Origin of the sequence: Saccharothrix obliqua, from assembly GCF_019375475.1 — a bacterium.
Taxonomy (GTDB): domain Bacteria; phylum Actinomycetota; class Actinomycetes; order Mycobacteriales; family Pseudonocardiaceae; genus Actinosynnema; species Actinosynnema obliqua.
Map to the genome: position 1 here is coordinate 257,552 of NZ_JAHXGQ010000002.1, position 16,837 is coordinate 274,388.

The following is a 16,837-nucleotide window of genomic DNA, read 5'->3' on the forward strand; positions in this document are numbered from 1 at the left end:
GGTTAGCTCTTGACGTGACCCCTGAGACACTGATCGGACTGCTCGCCGACCCCCTGCGCCTGCGCGTCGTGGCCGCCCTGGTGCTCGGGGCGCGCAGTCCGGACGAGATCGCGGAGAAGACCGGTTTGGACGCCCGGCGGCTGGAGGCGCCGCTGCGCAAGCTGCGCACCGCCGGCCTGGTGGCAGGGCGGCCCGGCGAGATGCTGGTGCGGCAGGACCTGTTCGAGCAGGCGGGTCGCGTGGAGCGCCCGCCGGCCGATCCGTTCCTGCGGGACGGTCGCCTGCTGCGGCTGCCCGTGCAGCGCTCCCGCCGCCGAGCCGTGCTCGAACAGGTCTGCACGTCCTTCGAACCCGGCAGGCACTACCCGGAGCGCGCCGTGGTGGAGGTGCTGCGGGGCTGGTGCGACGGCGGGGAGGTGGACCACGCGACCCTGCGCCGGTACCTCGTGGACGAAGGGCTGCTGGACCGGGCCGACGGGGTGTACTGGCGGTCCGGCGGCCCGGTCGACGGGTGAACCCCGGGTTGGCCCGGAATGGATTCTTCCCGGGTGTTAGTTGAACTCGTCCGGGTTCGGGCCCACCCGCTCCCCGGTCTCCAGTCCGGCGATCCGGGACAGGTCGTCCTGGCCCAGCTCGAAGTCGAACACGGCGAAGTTCTCGGCGATCCGGCTCGGCGTGACCGACTTGGGGATCACCACGTTGCCCAGCTGGAGGTGCCAGCGCAGCACCACCTGGGCGGGCGTGCGGCCGTGCTTGGCGGCGATGTCCCGGATGACCTCGTCGCCGAGCAGCTCGCCGCCCTGGGCGAGGGGGCTCCACGCCTCGGTGGCGATGCCGTGCTCCGCGTGGACGCGGCGCAGCTCCGCCTGCTGGAGCCGGGGGTGCAGCTCGACCTGGTTGACGGCGGGCGTGACCCCGGTCGCCTCGATCACGCGTTCGAGGTGGGGAACCTGGAAGTTGGACACGCCGATCGCCCGCACGCGGCCGTCCTCGTACAGCCTGCCGAGCGCGCGCCAGGTGTCCACGTACTGGTCGCGGGCGGGTGCGGGCCAGTGGATGAGGTACAGGTCGAGCTGCTCCAGGCCGAGCTTGCGCAGGCTGGTGTCGAACGCGCGCAGCGCCTCGTCGTAGCCCTGGTCGGTGTTCCACAGCTTGGTCGTGATGAACAGCTCGTCACGCGGGACGCCGGAGTCGGCCACGGCCCGACCCACCGACTCCTCGTTGCCGTACGCGGCGGCGGTGTCGACGCTGCGGTAGCCGACCCGCAGCGCCTCGCCGACCGCGTTCACCGTGTCCTCAGTGGACACCTGGAACACTCCGAAACCGAGTTGCGGCATGGTGACGCCGTTGTTGAGCTTTATGGTCGTCATGGCCCCATCATGCCCCCTGTCAACGCCTCCCACGTCTTGGACGGCGTTGACGGGGTTCCCGCGCGGCTGATCCGATCTCACCGTGGCTGTCGTGAAGGCAATCCCCGAAGTGACGAGCGTGGACGTGACGGTCGTCATCCGCCTCAGCGCGCCGACGGGACAGGTCGTGGACACGGCCGCACAACTGGCCGAGGCGCTGCGCGCCGCGCTCGACCTGTCCGCCGCCGACGTCGTGGTGGACCTGCCCGTCCCGCGCGCGGAACCCGAGCTGCGCATCCTCGTGGACTCGCGCCGCGTGCTGCACCGGGGGGTGACCGTGGAGCTGACCCGCTTGGAATTCGACCTCCTGCACCACCTGTGCACGCACCCCCGCCAAGTGCACCGGCGCACCTCGCTGATGAACAGCGTGTGGGGCACCACCACTTTCGTCGACACCCGGACGGTCGACGTGCACGTGCGCCGCATCCGCCGCAAGCTCGGTGACGCGGCCTCGATCATCACCACGGTGCGCGGCGTCGGCTACCGCGTGGACAACCCGATGGCGGTGTCGGTGGAGCACGACGCGCTGGCGAGCTGACACCCGCTCAGCTCCGCGCGTCCCACCGGAACAGCCGGACCGACAGCGCGGCGCCCGCCACCGCCCACCCGAGCAGGGACAGCCCGGCGAGCGCCAACCGGCCGCCACCGCCGCCCCACGCCGCGGCCACCAGTTCCGCCACCGCGCCGCCGGGCAGGGCGAGCGCACGCGCGTCGGTCGAGTTGACCACCCACAGGCCGCCGCCGAGCAGCGCCGCGAAGAACGGCGTGGTGGTGATCTGGGCGAGTTCGGCGGTGGCGGTGAGACCGCTGGTCGCGATGCCCGCGAGCACGCTCGCCAGCACACCGCCCGCGATGGCCGCCAGCAGCAGGTCCGGCCGACCGGGCAGCGGCGCGCCCGCCACCACGCTCACCCCGACCAGCAGCACCGCCTGCGCCAACGACAGCAGCGCGGCGGGCAGCACCACGCCGGTCAACACGACCGCGTCGGACGCGAGTCCCGTTCGCAGCCGCTTCAGGTAGTGGTCCTGACGGCGTGCCGTGAGGGACGTCGTGGTCGTCATGTGCGCGGTGAAACCCATGGTGCACAGCAGTTGCAGCGCGACGATGAACGTCCACGCGTCCGCGTCACCCGCCACCGCCGCGAAGTACACCCCCATGGCGAGCGGCATGGCGAACGCCAGCACCGCGGCCGTCCGGTTGCGCACCAGCGCCTTGAACTCGGCCATGCCCAATGCGGTGATCATGCGACCCTCACCTGCCTCGTCGCGTGGAACACGTCCTCCAGTGACGCGTGGTGCGCACGCAGCCGCGCCAGCGCCAACCCCTCCCGCCGCGCCCACCCGAGCAGCACGTCCAGGTCGTCCTGGAGCTGCCGGGTGCGCACCTCCACCCGCCCGGACGGCTCGTGCACGACGTCGCCGGCCAGCATCGGCAGCGCCAGGACGTCCAGCCCGGCGGGCAGGTCGAACGAGATCCGCGCGGGCTGGGCGGCCAGCACGTCCACCACCGCGCCGGACACGGCCACCTCGCCCTCGTGCAGGATCGCCAGCCGGTGGGCCAGCGATTCCGCCTCCTCCAGGTAGTGCGTGGTCAGGACGATCGTGGTGCCCTCGGCGAGCAGCCCGCGCACCACGTCCCAGGTGCGTTGCCGCGACTCCGGGTCCAGGCCCGTGGTCGGCTCGTCCAGGAACAGCAGCTCCGGTCGGCCGAGCACGGCCAGCAGCAGGTCCAACCGCCGCCGCTCGCCGCCGGAGAGCTGCTTGACCCGCACGTCCCGGCGGTGCGCGAGGTCCAGCCGCGCCAGTTCCGCCCGGTGGTCGCCGCGCCGCCACAGCCGCACCACCTCGGCCACCGTCAGGTCCGGCGGGAACCCGCTCTCCTGGAGCACCACGCCGGTGCGCGCGCGGATCGCGGCGCGGTCCCGGAACGGGTCGACGCCCAGCACCCGCACCCGGCCGGCGCTCGGCGCGCGCAGCCCCTCCAACGTCTCCACCAGCGTCGTCTTGCCCGCGCCGTTCGTGCCCAGCAGGGCGAACAGCTCCCCCTGGTGCACCTGGAGGTCGACGCCGCGCACCGCCTCGAAGTCCCCGTACCGGCAGCGCAGCGCCGCCACGTCGATCACCGGATTCCGCATGGCGACGATGCTCGCGCGGCACGCGACGCGCGGGCAGTGCCGGCGCGCATCGGTTCGTGTGACAGATGTCAGCAGACACCGGGGCGATCCGGTACGTAGATTCCGGGCGTGACGACGATGGGTTCGCTCCGCCGGTGGACGTGGTGGTCCGTGGTCGCCGCGGGCGTGATGGTGGCCGCGTTGACCACGCTCGACCTGGTCGACGGCAAGCACGGACCGGTCGGCACGCCGCTGCTCGCGCTCGCGGTGGTCGTGGTGAGCGTGCAGCACGCCCGCTACCTGCGGCAGGCCATGGGCGGCCTGGGCCGCGGCCGGGGCCGCGCGCTGGAGCACCTGGCGACGTTCGCGGTGGCCATCGGCGCGATCGCGTACGTCGCGTGGTCCGGCGTGGTGCCGCTGGTGTGGTACCTGCTGCCCGCCGCCGTGATCGCGCACGTGGTCGCGAACCGGCCGCCCGGATCGCGGTGGCTGGTCGTGCTGCTGGGCGCGAGCGCCGCGGTGCTCGCGGGCCGCGCGCTCCAGGCACCGAACCCGGTCGGGTCGGTGATCGCGCCGATCGTGGTGGTGTGCTTGTTCGCACTGACCGACCTGGCTCAGCTGTGGTTCTGGGACGCGGTGCTCAAGCTCGACCGCGCGCGCCGGACGTCCGAGGCGCTCGCCGTGGCCGAGGAGCGGCTGCGCTTCGCGGCCGACCTGCACGACATCCAGGGCCACCACCTCCAGGCCATCGCGCTCAAGGGCGAGCTGACCGCGCGCCTGATCGGCCGGGACGACGAGGCGGCCCGCAAGCACGCCGAGGAGGTGGCGGAGCTGGCCCGCACGGCGCTGCGCGAGACGCGCGACGTGGTGCAGGGCTACCGGCGGGCGAGCCTGGGCACGGAGATCACGAACGCGGTGGGCGTGCTGCGTGCCGCCGGCATCGAGACCGCGGTGAGCGGCGACGCGGCCGAGGTGCCGCCACCGCTCCAGCCGTTGTTCGGCGCGCTGGTCCGCGAGGGCACCACGAACGTGCTGCGCCACAGCCGGGCGCGGCGGTGCGACGTGGTGATCGCGATCGACGGCGATCGCGTGTCCGTGCGGCTGCGCAACGACGGCGCGCGGCCGGACGTCGGCGAGCCCGGCGCGGGCCTCGCGGGGCTGCGTGAGCGGTTCGCCACCGTCGGCGGCCGGGTCGAGGCGGTGGCCCGGGGCGAGGCGTTCGAACTCGTGGGGCTGGTGCGATCGTGATCAGGGTGGTGCTGGCCGACGACGAGGACCTGATCCGGGGCGCGCTGGCCGCGTTGCTGGAGCTGGAGGACGACCTGTCGGTGGTGGCGCAGGCCAGTGACGGCGACGCCGCCGTGGCGGCGGTGCGGGCGCACCGGCCGGACATCGCCGTGTTCGACCTGGAGATGCCCCAACGCGACGGCGTGCTGGCGGCGGAAGCGGTGCGTGGGTTGGACGGCGTGTCCGTGGTGATCGTGACCCGCCACGCGCGGCCCGGGGTGTTGCGCCGTGCGTTGAGCGCCGGTGTGCGTGGGTTCGTGCCCAAGACGACACCGGCGGCGAAACTGGCTTCGATCCTGCGGGACGTGCACGCGGGCCACCGCTACGTGGACTCCGAGATCGCCGCCGCCGCGCTCACCGAGGACGCGTGCCCGCTCACGGCACGCGAACTGGACGTGCTGCGGCACGCGCTGCACGGTGGAACGGTGACCGCCATCGCGCGGGAAACCCACCTCGCGGCGGGCACCGTGCGCAACTACCTGTCGTCGGCGATGACGAAGCTGGGCGTCAGCACCCGCTACGAGGCGGCGCGGCGGGCGTGGGACGAGGGCTGGATCTAGCTCTGACCGCTTGAGTCGATCGTGTCGCGGTGACGTTCCCGCCACGGCAGCAAGAACCAGAGCGTGCCGAAGAACAACGCCGCCAGCACGCCCAGCGCGACCGCCACCCAGCCGCCCACGACGATCTCGCCCAGCAGCAGTATGGTCCCGGCCATCGCGATCGCCAGCAGGCCCAGCCCGGCCAGCGCGAACCGGTTGGCGACCTCGATGACGTCCTCGCGCCTGCCCCGGCGGAACAGGACGCGGTGCCACGCGGCGGGGGCGGTCAGCAACGCCACCGCGCCCGCCGCGAACAGGACCGTGACCATGTGGGTGACGCGGACGTACCCGTCCGCCTCGGCGTAACGCTCGGTGAACGCGATCGAGAGCAGGAACCCGAACAGGATCTGCACCCCGCCCTGCGCGACCCGCAGTTCCTGGAGCAGTTCGCTGAGGTTGCGCGCCAACCGACGCTGCTCGGAGGACTCCGCTTCGCTCACCGGAACGGTGTACCCGTTGTGCCACTGCGTGAACCGGACGTGTGGGATCCGGCCGCACGGGTACTCCAGTACCGCACCCAACACGAGGAAGAGGTTGTTTCAGTGACGACGATCGAGAAGTCCGTTGACGTCGCCGTGCCGGTCACGACCGCGTACAACCAGTGGACGCAGTTCGAGTCCTTCCCGCACTTCATGGAGGGTGTCGAGAGCATTCAGCAGCTCACGCCCACGCGCACGCACTGGGTCACCAAGATCGGTGGCGTGCAGCGGGAGTTCGACGCGGAGATCACCGAGCAGCACCCGGACGAGCGGGTCGCGTGGCACACCGTGGAGGGTCCGCCGCAGGGCGGCGTGGTGACGTTCCACCGGCTCGACGACCGCACCACCCGGGTCCACTTGCAGATGGAGTACGACCCGCAGACGCTGACCGAGAAGGCGGGCGCGGCGCTGGGCGTCGTGGAGCACCGCGTCTCCGGCGACCTGGACCGCTTCAAGGAGTTCATCGAGCACCGGGGCACGGAGACCGGCGGCTGGCGCGGTGACGTCGGCCGCGCGCCGCAGGCGGCCGAGACCCGGCACGACCTGCCGGACGGCGGCGTTCCGGGCGACCCCATCCGTTGACCGGTCCACAGTGGACGAAGGCCCCGGGCGACGTGCCCGGGGCCTTTCCCTTGTCTCAGACCACGATGAGGCGGAAGCCGGCGTCCCAGTGGTCCAGGGCGAGCAGCTCCCGGTGCCGCTCGTGCCAGCGCCCGGTGGCGAGGTCTTCCCGCAGCCGGCGCACGCCCCGCTCGACGGCGGCGGGGTCGGTCTGCGCGAGTGCGGAGCAGGCACGCCGGACGCGCGGGTCGAGGTAGGCGGTCGGGCGTCGCCAGTAGGCGGGGAAGACCCCGTCCGTGAAGTCCCAGGGGAGCGGGAGGGGCGTGACGCTCTCTGCGCCCAGTTCGTGCGCGATGTCGGGTGCCGAGGGTCGGCCGAGTTCCAGCTCCGCGATCTCCGGCACGTACTCGCGGACGAACCAGAAGTCGACGTGCAGCCGGGTGTCGTAGGCGAGGACGACCCGGCGCGGTGCCACCCGGCGCAACTCGGCGAGGCCCCGTCGCCAGTCGGTCCAGTGGTGGACGGTGAGCACCGCCAGCGCGGCGTCGGCCGCGTTGTCCCGGACGGGTAACGCCTCGGCGACCGCGCGCACGGCCGGGCCGGCGGTCGGTGGGCGTTGCCGGATCATCCCGGTGGAGGGCTCGACGGCGAGCACCACTCGGCCGTCGGGTTCGTAGGAACCCGTGCCCGCGCCCACGTCGATGATCGTCCTCGCGTCACCCAGGGCGGCCACGACGGCAGCCATCCACCGCGGATCCGTGCGCCGTCCCAGCGAGTAGCCCGTGCCGATGTCGTCGTAAAGCTCGGTCCCGGCCACGCCTGTCTCCCTCTCGGTCGGTTGACCGGAGGTTATCCATCAACCGCGGAGGGCGGATCCTCGAAGCCGCGCGAGCGGGGGTGGTCCGCGCCTCGCCGGGATGGAAGCGGCGGCCGTCGGCGTCTTCCCCGCGCGAGCGGGGGTGCTCCGCGGCGCAGCAGCGCACCCTCCAGGTCGTCCTCGCCGTCCCCGCGCCAGCGGGGTGGTCCGGACGTAACGCGCTACGCCGGGGGGATCGGGTTCTTCGCCAGGGCGGACGCGACGGCGTACAGGTTGGCGGCCATCGTGCGGCCGGTCGAGACGGACCACTCGTGGCCGTGGTCGGTGTCGGTGAAGCTCGGCCCCGGTCCGGGACCCATGTTCCAGTACGTCCACGCCTGGCCGGGAACGGTGTAGCCGATGTCGCCCAGCGCGCCCGACACCTCGCTGATCACGTGGTGCGCGCCGTCCTCGTTGCCGGTCACGACGACGCCCGCGACCCGGTTGTACGCCACCGGCCGACCCTCGTCGTCCTGCTCGGACAGCATCGCGTCCATCCGCTCGATCACCCGCTGCGCGACGGACGACGGCCGGCCGACCCACGTGGGCGTCGCGATGACCAGGATCTCGGAGTTCACCAGCTCCTCGTGGATGCCGGGCCAGTCGTCGCCCTCCCCGAGGTCCGTCTCCACGCCCGGCAGCACCGAGTGGTCGACCACCCGGATGGTGTGCGTGTCGACGTTGCGCTCACGCAACGCCTTCACCACCTCGTCCGCCAGCAACTGGGTGTTGGACTTCTCCGGCGAGCCCTTCAACGTGCAGTTCAGCACCACCGCGCGCATCGCGGTCACCTCCCTCTCTCGCGCGCTGGTTACCCGACCCGCCCCGGCCGAACCACCTGATCCACAGCCCTCAGTCGCCCACCACCGCCAGCACCGCCGCGAACGTGCCGTCCGGGTCACCGTCGACACTGGGCACCACCGCCGGCCGCCGTTCCGCGATCAGCCCGGTCAGCAGGTCGTGCATGGCGGCCAGCTCCCACTCCGGCGCGACCACGGTCCCCCGCGCCGCGAACCGCCGCAGGGCGCTCTCCTTGTCGTCGTGCAGGACGATCTCGACGAACCGGGCGCCGACCTCCTCGGCCAGCCGCTCCAACCGCAGGATGAACTCCACCCGCCCCAGGAACTGGGGCACCACCACGTCGTACCCGGCACGCAGGTGCGTGCGGGCCGCGGCGATCGCGATGTCCCTGGCCAGCACGCCGGCCTGCCGCACGTCACCGCCGATCAGGTCGCGGACCCGGTCCACGTCCAGGTTCAGCGACGGCGGGCGCTCCCGCGCGTAGCGGGCGGCCAGGGTGGACTTGCCGCACCCGGGCGGCCCGTTGAGGAGGATCAGACGAGGCACCGCGGCAACGTACCGGAGCGGCGCGCCGGTGATCGGCCCTCGTCATTCACCCGTCCGGGCGTAGCCGAACACGACACGTAGCGGGAAAGCCTGGACGTCACCCCGGGCGCTGCGGAGAATCGGGGAACCTGGTCAGGGGGTGAACCGGTGCCGCGTGGAGAGCGCCCGTTGGACGTCGGAGACAGTCCGCTGCTGAAGTTCGCGGCCGACCTCAGGTCGCTGCGCGACAAGGCGGGCGGGAGCAGCTACCGGCAGCTCGGCGCCCGCGCGCACTACTCGGCCACGACGCTGTCCGACGCGGCGGGCGGGCGGAAGCTGCCCACCCTGGCCGTCACGCTCGCCTACGTGCGGGCGTGCGAGGGCGACGAGGCCGAGTGGGAGAACCGCTGGCACGAGGTCGCGGCGGAGGTCCTGCCGCAGCCGCCGGCGAACGAGGGCCACCCGCCGTACGCCGGTCTCGCCGCCTACGGCACGGAGGACGCCGAGTGGTTCTTCGGCCGGGACCGCACCCTGGACGACCTGGAGGCCCGCATCCGGGACCGCCGCTTCGCGGCCGTCTTCGGCGCGTCGGGCGCGGGCAAGTCGTCCCTGCTCCGGGCGGGCCTGGTGCCGCGCCTGCCCGGTTCGACGGCGGTCACCACGCCGGGCGAGGTGGAGGTGCGGCCGGAGAAGCTGGACCTCGGCCGGGACCTGATCATCGTCGACCAGTTCGAGGAGGTCTTCACCCTCTGCCAGGACGCGGACCAGCGGGCCGCGTTCATCGACGCGTTGCTCGACGCGGAGTGCCGCGTGGTGCTCGGCGTCCGGGCCGACTTCTACGGCCACTGCGCCCAGCACCCGCGGCTGGTGGAAGCGCTCACCGACGGGCAGCTCCTGCTCGGTCCGATGGGGCCGGAGGAACTGCGCCAGGTGATCATGCAGCCCGCCGTGAAGGCGTCCTGCACGGTGGAGACGGCCCTGGTCAGCCGGTTGATCGCGGAGACGACCGGCCAGGCGGGCGTGCTGCCGCTGATGTCGCACGCCCTGCTGGAGACCTGGCGGCGCAGGCGCGGCACCACGCTCACCGTGGCGGGCTACGAGGCCGCGGGCGGCATCCAGCACGCCATCGCCCAGACCGCGGAGCGGACGTTCACCTCGCTGGAGAAGCACCAGCGCGCCCTGGCCCGCGAGGTCTTCCTCCGCCTCACCGCCCTGGGCGACGGCACGGAGGACACCAAGCGCCGCCTGCCGCGAGCCGAGCTGGACGCGAACGTGGACGTGGACGTCGTCCTGGACCGCTTGGCACACGCCCGTCTGCTGACTCTTGACCGCGACACGGTGGAGATCGCCCACGAAGCCCTGATCCGCTCGTGGCCGCGGCTGCGCAACTGGCTGGCCGCCGACCGCGACGGCCTGCGCACCATGCGGCAGCTCACCGACGCGGCCACGACCTGGCACTCCCTGGGCCGCGACCCGGACGCCCTGTACCGGGGCAGCCGGCTGGACACCGCGGTCGAGTGGACGCAGCGCGAGAACGTCCGGACCAGCGCCCTGGAACGTGATTTCCTCACCGAGAGCCTCGCCGCCCGCGACCGGGAACGCCACCTCGCCCACCGCAACAACCGCAGGCTCCGGCAACTGGTGGCGCTCCTGCTGGTGCTGCTCGTCCTGGCGTCCGGCGCGGTGGTGCTGGCCATCCGCGCCCAGCAGCAGGCGGCCACCGAGCGCAACCTGTCGGTGGCCCGGTACGCGGCCAACGAGGCGCAGAACCGGCGCGCGGCGGGTGACGGCGGGCTGGCCAACCAGCTGATCATCGCCGCCTACCGGCTGAGCGGCACGGGCGACCTGCGTGACCTGGTGCTGAGCGCCCACGCCTCGGCAGGCGCCGACATGATCAGCCGCTCGGTCCTGCCCACCGGTCCGGCGTTGAGCCCGGACGGCACCCAGATCCCCACGGCCCGCGTGCCGGACATCGCCGACGGTCGCGTGTACAAGCGCGTCGGTGGCTTGCTGACCCCGAAGAACACCGTGACGTCCTTCACGGTGACGTCGTCGGAACGCGCTTACGCCACGACCACGGAGACCCCGGACGCGCGGATCTGGGACGTGACGGACGCCCGTGAGCCGGTCGTGGCCCACACGTTCACCGGTCCGGTGACACGGGTCGCGTTCGCCCCGGCCGGCGGTCGGTTCCTGGTCACCGTGGAAGGCGCCTCGGAAGCGAAGATCTGGGACGCCACGAACCCCCGCGAACCGAAGGTGCTGGGCGTCCTGACCGGCCACCCGAGGTGGATAACCGACATCGCCTTCAGCCCGGACGGCCGAACCCTGATCACCATCGACAACCAGAGCACGGTCCGCTTCTGGAGCCTGGCGAACCCCGCCGAGCCCAAGCAGGTCGGCGAGCTGGACGACGGTGAGGACGTGTCGACCGTCGCCCTGTCCCCCGACCGGCGCACCGCGGCCGTGGCGGGCGCGAACGGCACGATCCGCCTCTGGGACCTGGCCAACCCCTGGCAACCGACCCGGCTGGCCAGGATGACCGGCCACTCGGACAAGGTCCTGTCCCTCGGCTTCCGCCGCGACGGGCAGGCCCTGGCCAGCGTGAGCAAGGACGACACGGTCCGCATGTGGAACCTGGCCGACCAGCGCCACCCGACCCAGCAGGCCAGGATCAGCGGCCCGACGGACGGCGTCTACGGCGTGAACTTCGGCGACACCCCGGACTGGGTGATCACGTCGAACGCGGACGGCACCACGCGCAGCTGGGAGTTCGACGTGAACGAAGCCATCGCCCGCATGTGTGAAACCGTCGACCAGCCCATCACAGAAGAAGAATGGCGCCGCAACTTCGAGGGCATCCCCTACGACTCACCCTGCTCTTAGCGCGCAGCCGCACACACCACCCACCCCGTCGTGTTCTCCCCGTATGGCCTGCGCGCCAGCGAACCGCGCTCGTTCCCAGGACGCAAACACGCTTTTCGTTTGCGTCCTGGGAACGAGGGTGGTTGTCTTGACCAGGCCATACGGGGAGAACACGACGGCGCTCTTCAACCTCCTTGGCGGCCTGCCAAGCGGCGAGCGTCGTTTTTCAGCCCCCCGACGCGACTCTCCGACGGCCCTCTACCCGAGTGGCGACCGTCACCACCCGGTCCGATAATCACCAGGTGACCACTCCGCGTGACGACCGGACGTCATCGACGCCAGGCCCCCCACCTCAGACCACCCCGCCCCCGCGCCCACCACCGGACGGCGCAAGCGAGCACGCCCCACGAGGATCAGCGGCACCTGGGTGGCGGTCGTCGCGTCGATCGTGGTCATGGCCCTGCTGCTGATCTTCATCCTCCAGAACCTCACCGACGCCACCGTGCACTTCCTCGGCATGGCCAGCACCCTCCCCCTGGGCGTGGCGATGCTGTTCGCCGCCATCGGCGGCGCCGTGGTCGTCGCCCTCGTGGGCGCGGCACGCATCCTGCAACTCCGCCGCGAGGCGAAGCGCTCCCACCGCTGACCGCGGCATCAGGCGCTCCGCCGCACCACCAACGACGTGGGCAGCGCCAGGAACGGCGGCAGGCGCTCCTCCCCCGCGACCTCCGCCATCAACCGCCAAGCGGCGGTCCGACCCAACAACTCCACGTCCCGCCGAACCGTCGTCAACGGCGGCGATGCGCCGGCGGCGAACGGCGCATCACCGAAACCCACCACGGCGACGTCCTCGGGCACCCGCCGCCCCCGCGCGTGCAGCACCTGCAACGCACCCAACGCCATGGCGTCACCGGCGGCGAACACCGCGTCCAACGCGGGCTCGCGCAACAGCAACTCCTCCATCGCCGCCGCACCGCTCTCCGGGCTCAGGTCGCCGTACGCCACCAGGTCGTCCGGCAGGTGCCCCACCCCACGCCGCCACCCGGCCACTCGATCCACCCCGACCGCTCGGGGCGCGGCGATGGTGGCGATCCTGGTCCGCCCGGCCGCCACGAGGTGACGTGCCGCCACCAGGGCCCCGTCGACGTTGTCGAAATCGACATAGGGCACGCCGCCATCCAGCGGCCGGCCCACGACAACCACCGGCAGCCCGGTCCCGGCGAGCAACCGCGGCTCCGCCCCGATCAGCAGCACCCCGTCGACGTGACCGCCACGCAGCTCGTTGACGAGGTCCTCGCCCAACACCGTCAACAGCACCTGCACCCGCCGCCCCGCCAACTCGGCGTGGACGCCGCGCACCAGGTCCGCGACGTCCACGTCGGGCTCACCCAGCACCAGGGCGATCGAGTTCGCCTGACTACCGGCGAGGGCGCGGGCGGCCTGGTTGGGGCTGTACCCGAGGCGCGCGATGGCCTCCCGGACCGCTTCGCGCGCCTTCGAGCTGACGTACGGCTCGCCGTTGACCACCCGGGAGACCGTGGACTTGGACACCCCGGCCGCGCGGGCGACCTCCTCCAGCCGCGCGGACCTGCGTGGTTCGGCCGCGCTCACGGCCGGCTCACCACGGGAACCACCACCGGCTCACCACGGGAACCGCCACCAGCTCACCACGGGAACCACCACCAGCTCACCACGGGAACCGCCACCAGCTCACCACGGGAACCACCACCGGCCACCACCGGATGTCACCGCCCGTCTTCCAGGTCCCCTTCCGTCTCCAGGTACACCGCGCGCAACGCGTCCAGCGTCTCCGATTCCGGGTGCTCCCACAGCCCGCGATCCGCGGCTTCCAACAACCGCTCCGCGATCCCGTGCAACGCCCAGGGGTTCGACTGGGACAGGAACTTCCGGTTCTCCTCGTCCAACACGTAGCTCGCCGTCAGCTGCTCGTACATCCAGTCCGCGACCACACCCGTGGTGGCGTCGTAGCCGAACAGGTAGTCCACCGTCGCGGCAAGCTCGAAAGCGCCCTTGTACCCGTGCCGCCGCATCGCGGCGAGCCAGCGCGGGTTGACCACGCGCGCCCGGAAGATCCGGTTTGTCTCCTCGTGCAACGTCCGGGTGCGCACGGCGTCGGGCCGCGTGCTGTCCCCCACGTACGCCGCCGGCGCTTTGCCGGTCAACGCGCGCACGGTGGCCACCATGCCGCCGTGGTACTGGAAGTAGTCGTCGGAGTCGGCGATGTCGTGCTCGCGCGTGTCGATGTTCTTCGCGGCCACGGCGATCCGCTTGTAAGCGCTTTCCATGTCCGGCCGCGCTTCGACGCCGTCCAGCTCGCGCCCGTACGCGTACCCGCCCCACACGGCGTACACCTCGGCCAGATCGGCGTCGTCACGCCAGTTCCGGCTGTCGATCAGCGGCAGCAGGCCCGCGCCGTACGCGCCCGGCTTGGAGCCGAAGATCCGCATGGTCGCGCGCCGCTGGTCGCCGTGCTCGACCAACGCCGCTTCGGCGTGCGCACGCACGTAGTTCTCCGACGCGGGCTCGTCCAGGGCGGCCACCAGGCGCACCGCGTCGTCCAGCAACGCCACCACGTGCGGGAAGGCGTCGCGGAAGAAGCCGGAGATCCGCACCGTCACGTCGATGCGCGGGCGGCCCAGTTCGGGCAGCGGCACGACCTCCAGGCCGGTCACGCGGCGCGACTGGTCGTCCCACACCGGCCGGACGCCCAGCAGCGCCAGCACTTCCGCGATGTCGTCGCCCGCGGTGCGCATGGCGGAGGTGCCCCACACCGACAGGCCGACCGAGGGCGGCCACTCACCGGTGTCGGCGCGGTACCGCTCCAGCAGCGAGTCCGCCATCGCCTGACCGGTCTCCCACGCCAGCTTGGACGGCACCGCCTTCGGGTCGACGGAGTAGAAGTTCCGCCCGGTGGGCAGCACGTTCACCAGACCACGCAGCGGCGAACCGCTCGGCCCGGCGGGGACGTAACCGCCGTCCAGCGCGTGCAGCACGTTCGTCAGCTCGTCGGTGGTGCGCGCGAGCCGCGGCACGACCTCCCGCGCGCCGAACTCCAGCACCCGCGCCACGTCCTCGGAGGTGGTCAGCGTCCGCGCGACCGCCGGGTCCCAGTCCGCGGCCTCCATCGCCTCGACCAGCGCCCGCGCCTCGGCCTCTGCGGCGTCCGTGGCCTCAAGGGTGGTTTCCTTGAGCCCCAACGCCTCCCGCAGGCCCGGCAACGCGGCCACCTGACCCGCCCAGACCTGCTTGGCCTGGAGGATCGCGAGCACCAGGTCCACCCGAGCGGCACCGGTCGGCGCCTGGCCGAGCACGTGCAGGCCGTCCCGGATCTGGACGTCCTTGATCTCGCACAGCCAGCCGTCGACGTGCAGGATCAGCTCGTCGAACTCGGCGTCGTGCGGCCGGTCCTCGATGCCCAGGTCGTGGTCGAGCTTCGCGGCCTGGATGAGGGTCCAGATCTGGGCGCGGATCGCGGGCAGCTTCGCCGGGTCCATCGCGGCGATGTTGCCGTGCTCGTCCAGCAGCTGCTCCAGGCGGGCGATGTCGCCGTAGCTGTCGGCACGCGCCATCGGCGGCACCAGGTGGTCGACCAGGGTGGCGTGGGCGCGGCGCTTGGCCTGCGTGCCCTCGCCGGGGTCGTTCACCAGGAACGGGTACACCAGCGGCAGGTCGCCCAGCGCCGCGTCCGGGCCGCAGCCCGCCGACATGCCGACGGTCTTGCCGGGCAGCCACTCCAGGTTGCCGTGCTTGCCGACGTGCACCACGGCGTCCGCGCCGAACTCGGCTTCCAGCCAGCGGTAGGCGGCCAGGTAGTGGTGGCTCGGCGGCAGGTCGGGGTCGTGGTAGATGGCGATCGGGTTCTCGCCGAAGCCGCGTGGCGGCTGCACCATCACCACCACGTTGCCGGACCGCAGCGCGGCCAGCACGATCTCACCGTCGGGGTCCGTCGCGCGGTCCACGAACAGCGAACCCGGCGCTTCGCCCCAGTGCCGCTCCATCTCCGCCCGCGCGTCCTCGGGCAGCGTCGCGTACCACTCGCGGTAGCGGGCGGCGGGCAGGCGGACCGGGTTGCCGCGCAACTGGTCCTCGGTGAGCCAGTCGGCGTCCTGGCCGCCCGCCGCGATCAACGCGTGGATCAACGCGTCGCCGTCGAGTTCGGCGACGCCCGGCAGCTCGTCGCCGATGTCGTAGCCGTGGTCGCGCATGGCGTTCAGCAGCCGCACGACGCTCGCGGGCGTGTCCAGGCCGACCGCGTTGCCGATCCGGGAGTGCTTGGTCGGGTACGCCGAGAGCATCACGGCGATCTTCCGCTCGGCGGGCGGGATGTGCCGCAACCGGCCGTGCCGCACCGCGATCCCGGCCACGCGCGACGCGCGCTCGGGGTCGGCCACGTACACGGTCAGGCCGTCCTCGTCGACCTCCTTGAAGGAGAACGGGACGGTGATGATCCGGCCGTCGAACTCGGGGATCGCGACCTGCGTCGCGGTGTCCAGCGGGGACAGGCCGTCGTCGTTCTCGTCCCACGCCGCGCGGCTGCTGGTGAGGCACAGGCCCTGGAGCACGGGGATGTCCAGCGCGGCCAGCGCGCCGACGTCCCACGCGTCGTCGTCACCGCCCGCCGACGCGTTCGCGGGCGTCGTGCCACCCGCCGCGAGCACCGTCACGACCAGCGCGTCCGCCTTGCCCAGCTCCGCCAGCAACTCCGGTTCGGCGGTCCGCAGCGACGCGCAGAACACCGGCAGCGGCCGGCCGCCCTTGGCCTCGATCGCGTCGCACAGGGCGTGCACGAACGCGGTGTTCCCGGCGACGTGGTGCGCCCGGTAGTACAGGACGGCGACGGTGGGGCCGTCGTGCGCGGGCGCGGGCCGCTCCAGCACCCCCCAGGTCGGGGCCGGCGCCGGCGGGTCGAAGCCGAAACCGGTCAGCAGGACCGTGTCGGACAGGAAGGCGTGCAGCTGGGCCAGGTTCGCGGGACCGCCGTGGGCCAGGTAGGCGTGGGCTTCCGCGCACACGCCGCCGGGCACCGTGGACAGCTCCATCAGCTGGGCGTCGGGGTTCTGCTCACCACCGAGCACCACCACCGGGCGCGGTCCGGCGAGCAGGGCGTCCAGGCCCTCCTCCCACATCCGCCGCCCGCCCAGGATGCGCACCACGACCAGGTCCACGCCCTCCAGCAGGGCGGGCAGGTCGTCCACGCCGAGCCGGGCGGGGTTGCCCAGGCGGTAGCCGGCGCCGCAGGCGCGGGCGGACAGCAGGTCCGTGTCGGAGGTCGACAGCAGCAGGATCACGTGCGGGCTCCATCCCTCGGGGGTCCTCGCCCC

Annotated in this window: 16 protein-coding genes; 7 read left to right on the forward strand and 9 right to left on the reverse strand. The window is 72.6% G+C overall.

What is annotated here, in order from left to right:
- The first annotated feature begins 14 nt into the window (after positions 1–14).
- A complete protein-coding gene (locus KZQ38_RS07180) occupies positions 15–515 on the forward strand; it encodes a DUF2087 domain-containing protein (protein WP_219439843.1) in 501 nt (166 codons plus the stop codon).
- A gap of 36 nt (positions 516–551) precedes the next feature.
- Here the strand turns inward: KZQ38_RS07180 and KZQ38_RS07185 are convergent, their stop codons facing one another.
- On the reverse strand, positions 552–1,370 hold the full coding sequence (locus KZQ38_RS07185) for an aldo/keto reductase (RefSeq protein WP_219439846.1): 819 nt from the start codon (positions 1,368–1,370) through the stop codon (positions 552–554).
- A 91-nt stretch (positions 1,371–1,461) separates the two neighbouring features.
- Between KZQ38_RS07185 and KZQ38_RS36925 the strand changes: the two genes are divergently transcribed.
- Complete coding sequence (locus KZQ38_RS36925) at positions 1,462–1,947, forward strand: winged helix-turn-helix domain-containing protein (protein WP_308258287.1); 486 nt, start codon at positions 1,462–1,464, stop codon at positions 1,945–1,947.
- A gap of 7 nt (positions 1,948–1,954) precedes the next feature.
- On the opposite strand, the gene KZQ38_RS07195 is transcribed toward KZQ38_RS36925, so the two are convergent.
- Positions 1,955–2,653: an ABC transporter permease gene (locus tag KZQ38_RS07195; protein ID WP_219439849.1), complete on the reverse strand. Its 699-nt coding sequence runs from the start codon at positions 2,651–2,653 to the stop codon at positions 1,955–1,957.
- Positions 2,650–3,543, reverse strand: coding sequence for an ABC transporter ATP-binding protein (locus KZQ38_RS07200; protein WP_219439851.1), 894 nt, complete (start codon positions 3,541–3,543; stop codon positions 2,650–2,652). The genes KZQ38_RS07195 and KZQ38_RS07200 overlap by 4 nt, the downstream gene beginning before the upstream one ends.
- Before the next feature lie 117 nt (positions 3,544–3,660).
- On the opposite strand from KZQ38_RS07200, the gene KZQ38_RS07205 reads away from it, so the two are divergent.
- Together KZQ38_RS07205 and KZQ38_RS07210 are read left to right on the forward strand one after the other, a co-directional pair.
- The gene (locus tag KZQ38_RS07205) at positions 3,661–4,770 is read left to right on the forward strand and encodes a sensor histidine kinase (protein ID WP_257901052.1); all 1,110 of its coding nucleotides are present in this window, start codon (positions 3,661–3,663) and stop codon (positions 4,768–4,770) included.
- Positions 4,767–5,369, forward strand: a complete 603-nt coding sequence (locus KZQ38_RS07210; RefSeq protein ID WP_219439855.1) for a response regulator transcription factor — start codon at positions 4,767–4,769, stop codon at positions 5,367–5,369. Before KZQ38_RS07205 ends, KZQ38_RS07210 begins: the two co-directional genes overlap by 4 nt.
- Here the strand turns inward: KZQ38_RS07210 and KZQ38_RS07215 are convergent.
- Positions 5,366–5,848: a DUF6328 family protein gene (locus KZQ38_RS07215; RefSeq protein WP_219439856.1), complete on the reverse strand. Its 483-nt coding sequence runs from the start codon at positions 5,846–5,848 to the stop codon at positions 5,366–5,368. The genes KZQ38_RS07210 and KZQ38_RS07215 overlap by 4 nt on opposite strands.
- A gap of 102 nt (positions 5,849–5,950) precedes the next feature.
- On the opposite strand from KZQ38_RS07215, the gene KZQ38_RS07220 reads away from it, so the two are divergent.
- Positions 5,951–6,469, forward strand: a complete 519-nt coding sequence (locus KZQ38_RS07220) for an SRPBCC family protein (RefSeq protein ID WP_219439857.1) — start codon at positions 5,951–5,953, stop codon at positions 6,467–6,469.
- Positions 6,470–6,524: 55 nt separating this feature from the next.
- Here KZQ38_RS07220 and KZQ38_RS07225 read toward each other — a convergent pair whose 3' ends face one another.
- From KZQ38_RS07225 to KZQ38_RS07235, 3 genes are all read right to left on the reverse strand, one after another.
- On the reverse strand, positions 6,525–7,193 hold the full coding sequence (locus KZQ38_RS07225) for a class I SAM-dependent methyltransferase (RefSeq protein WP_257901056.1): 669 nt from the start codon (positions 7,191–7,193) through the stop codon (positions 6,525–6,527).
- A 293-nt stretch (positions 7,194–7,486) separates the two neighbouring features.
- Positions 7,487–8,086 (reverse strand): flavodoxin family protein, encoded by a 600-nt coding sequence (locus KZQ38_RS07230; RefSeq protein WP_219439859.1) that lies wholly within the window; start codon positions 8,084–8,086, stop codon positions 7,487–7,489.
- 70 nt (positions 8,087–8,156) lie between these two features.
- Positions 8,157–8,651, reverse strand: a complete 495-nt coding sequence (locus tag KZQ38_RS07235; RefSeq protein ID WP_219439860.1) for an AAA family ATPase — start codon at positions 8,649–8,651, stop codon at positions 8,157–8,159.
- 168 nt (positions 8,652–8,819) lie between these two features.
- Here KZQ38_RS07235 and KZQ38_RS07240 point away from each other — a divergent pair, with 168 nt between their 5' ends.
- Complete coding sequence (locus tag KZQ38_RS07240; protein WP_257900953.1) at positions 8,820–11,516, forward strand: nSTAND1 domain-containing NTPase; 2,697 nt, start codon at positions 8,820–8,822, stop codon at positions 11,514–11,516.
- 406 nt (positions 11,517–11,922) lie between these two features.
- A complete protein-coding gene (locus KZQ38_RS07245; RefSeq protein WP_308258288.1) occupies positions 11,923–12,141 on the forward strand; it encodes a lipopolysaccharide assembly protein LapA domain-containing protein in 219 nt (72 codons plus the stop codon).
- 8 nt (positions 12,142–12,149) lie between these two features.
- Here the strand turns inward: KZQ38_RS07245 and KZQ38_RS07250 are convergent, their stop codons facing one another.
- Both KZQ38_RS07250 and cobN read right to left on the reverse strand, forming a co-directional pair.
- Positions 12,150–13,106: a LacI family DNA-binding transcriptional regulator gene (locus KZQ38_RS07250; RefSeq protein ID WP_219439862.1), complete on the reverse strand. Its 957-nt coding sequence runs from the start codon at positions 13,104–13,106 to the stop codon at positions 12,150–12,152.
- Positions 13,107–13,240: 134 nt separating this feature from the next.
- Positions 13,241–16,804 carry a cobaltochelatase subunit CobN gene (gene cobN, locus KZQ38_RS07255; protein ID WP_219439863.1) on the reverse strand — a complete coding sequence of 1,188 codons (3,564 nt, stop codon included), beginning with the start codon at positions 16,802–16,804 and terminating at the stop codon, positions 13,241–13,243.
- Between the last annotated feature and the right edge of the window lie 33 nt (positions 16,805–16,837).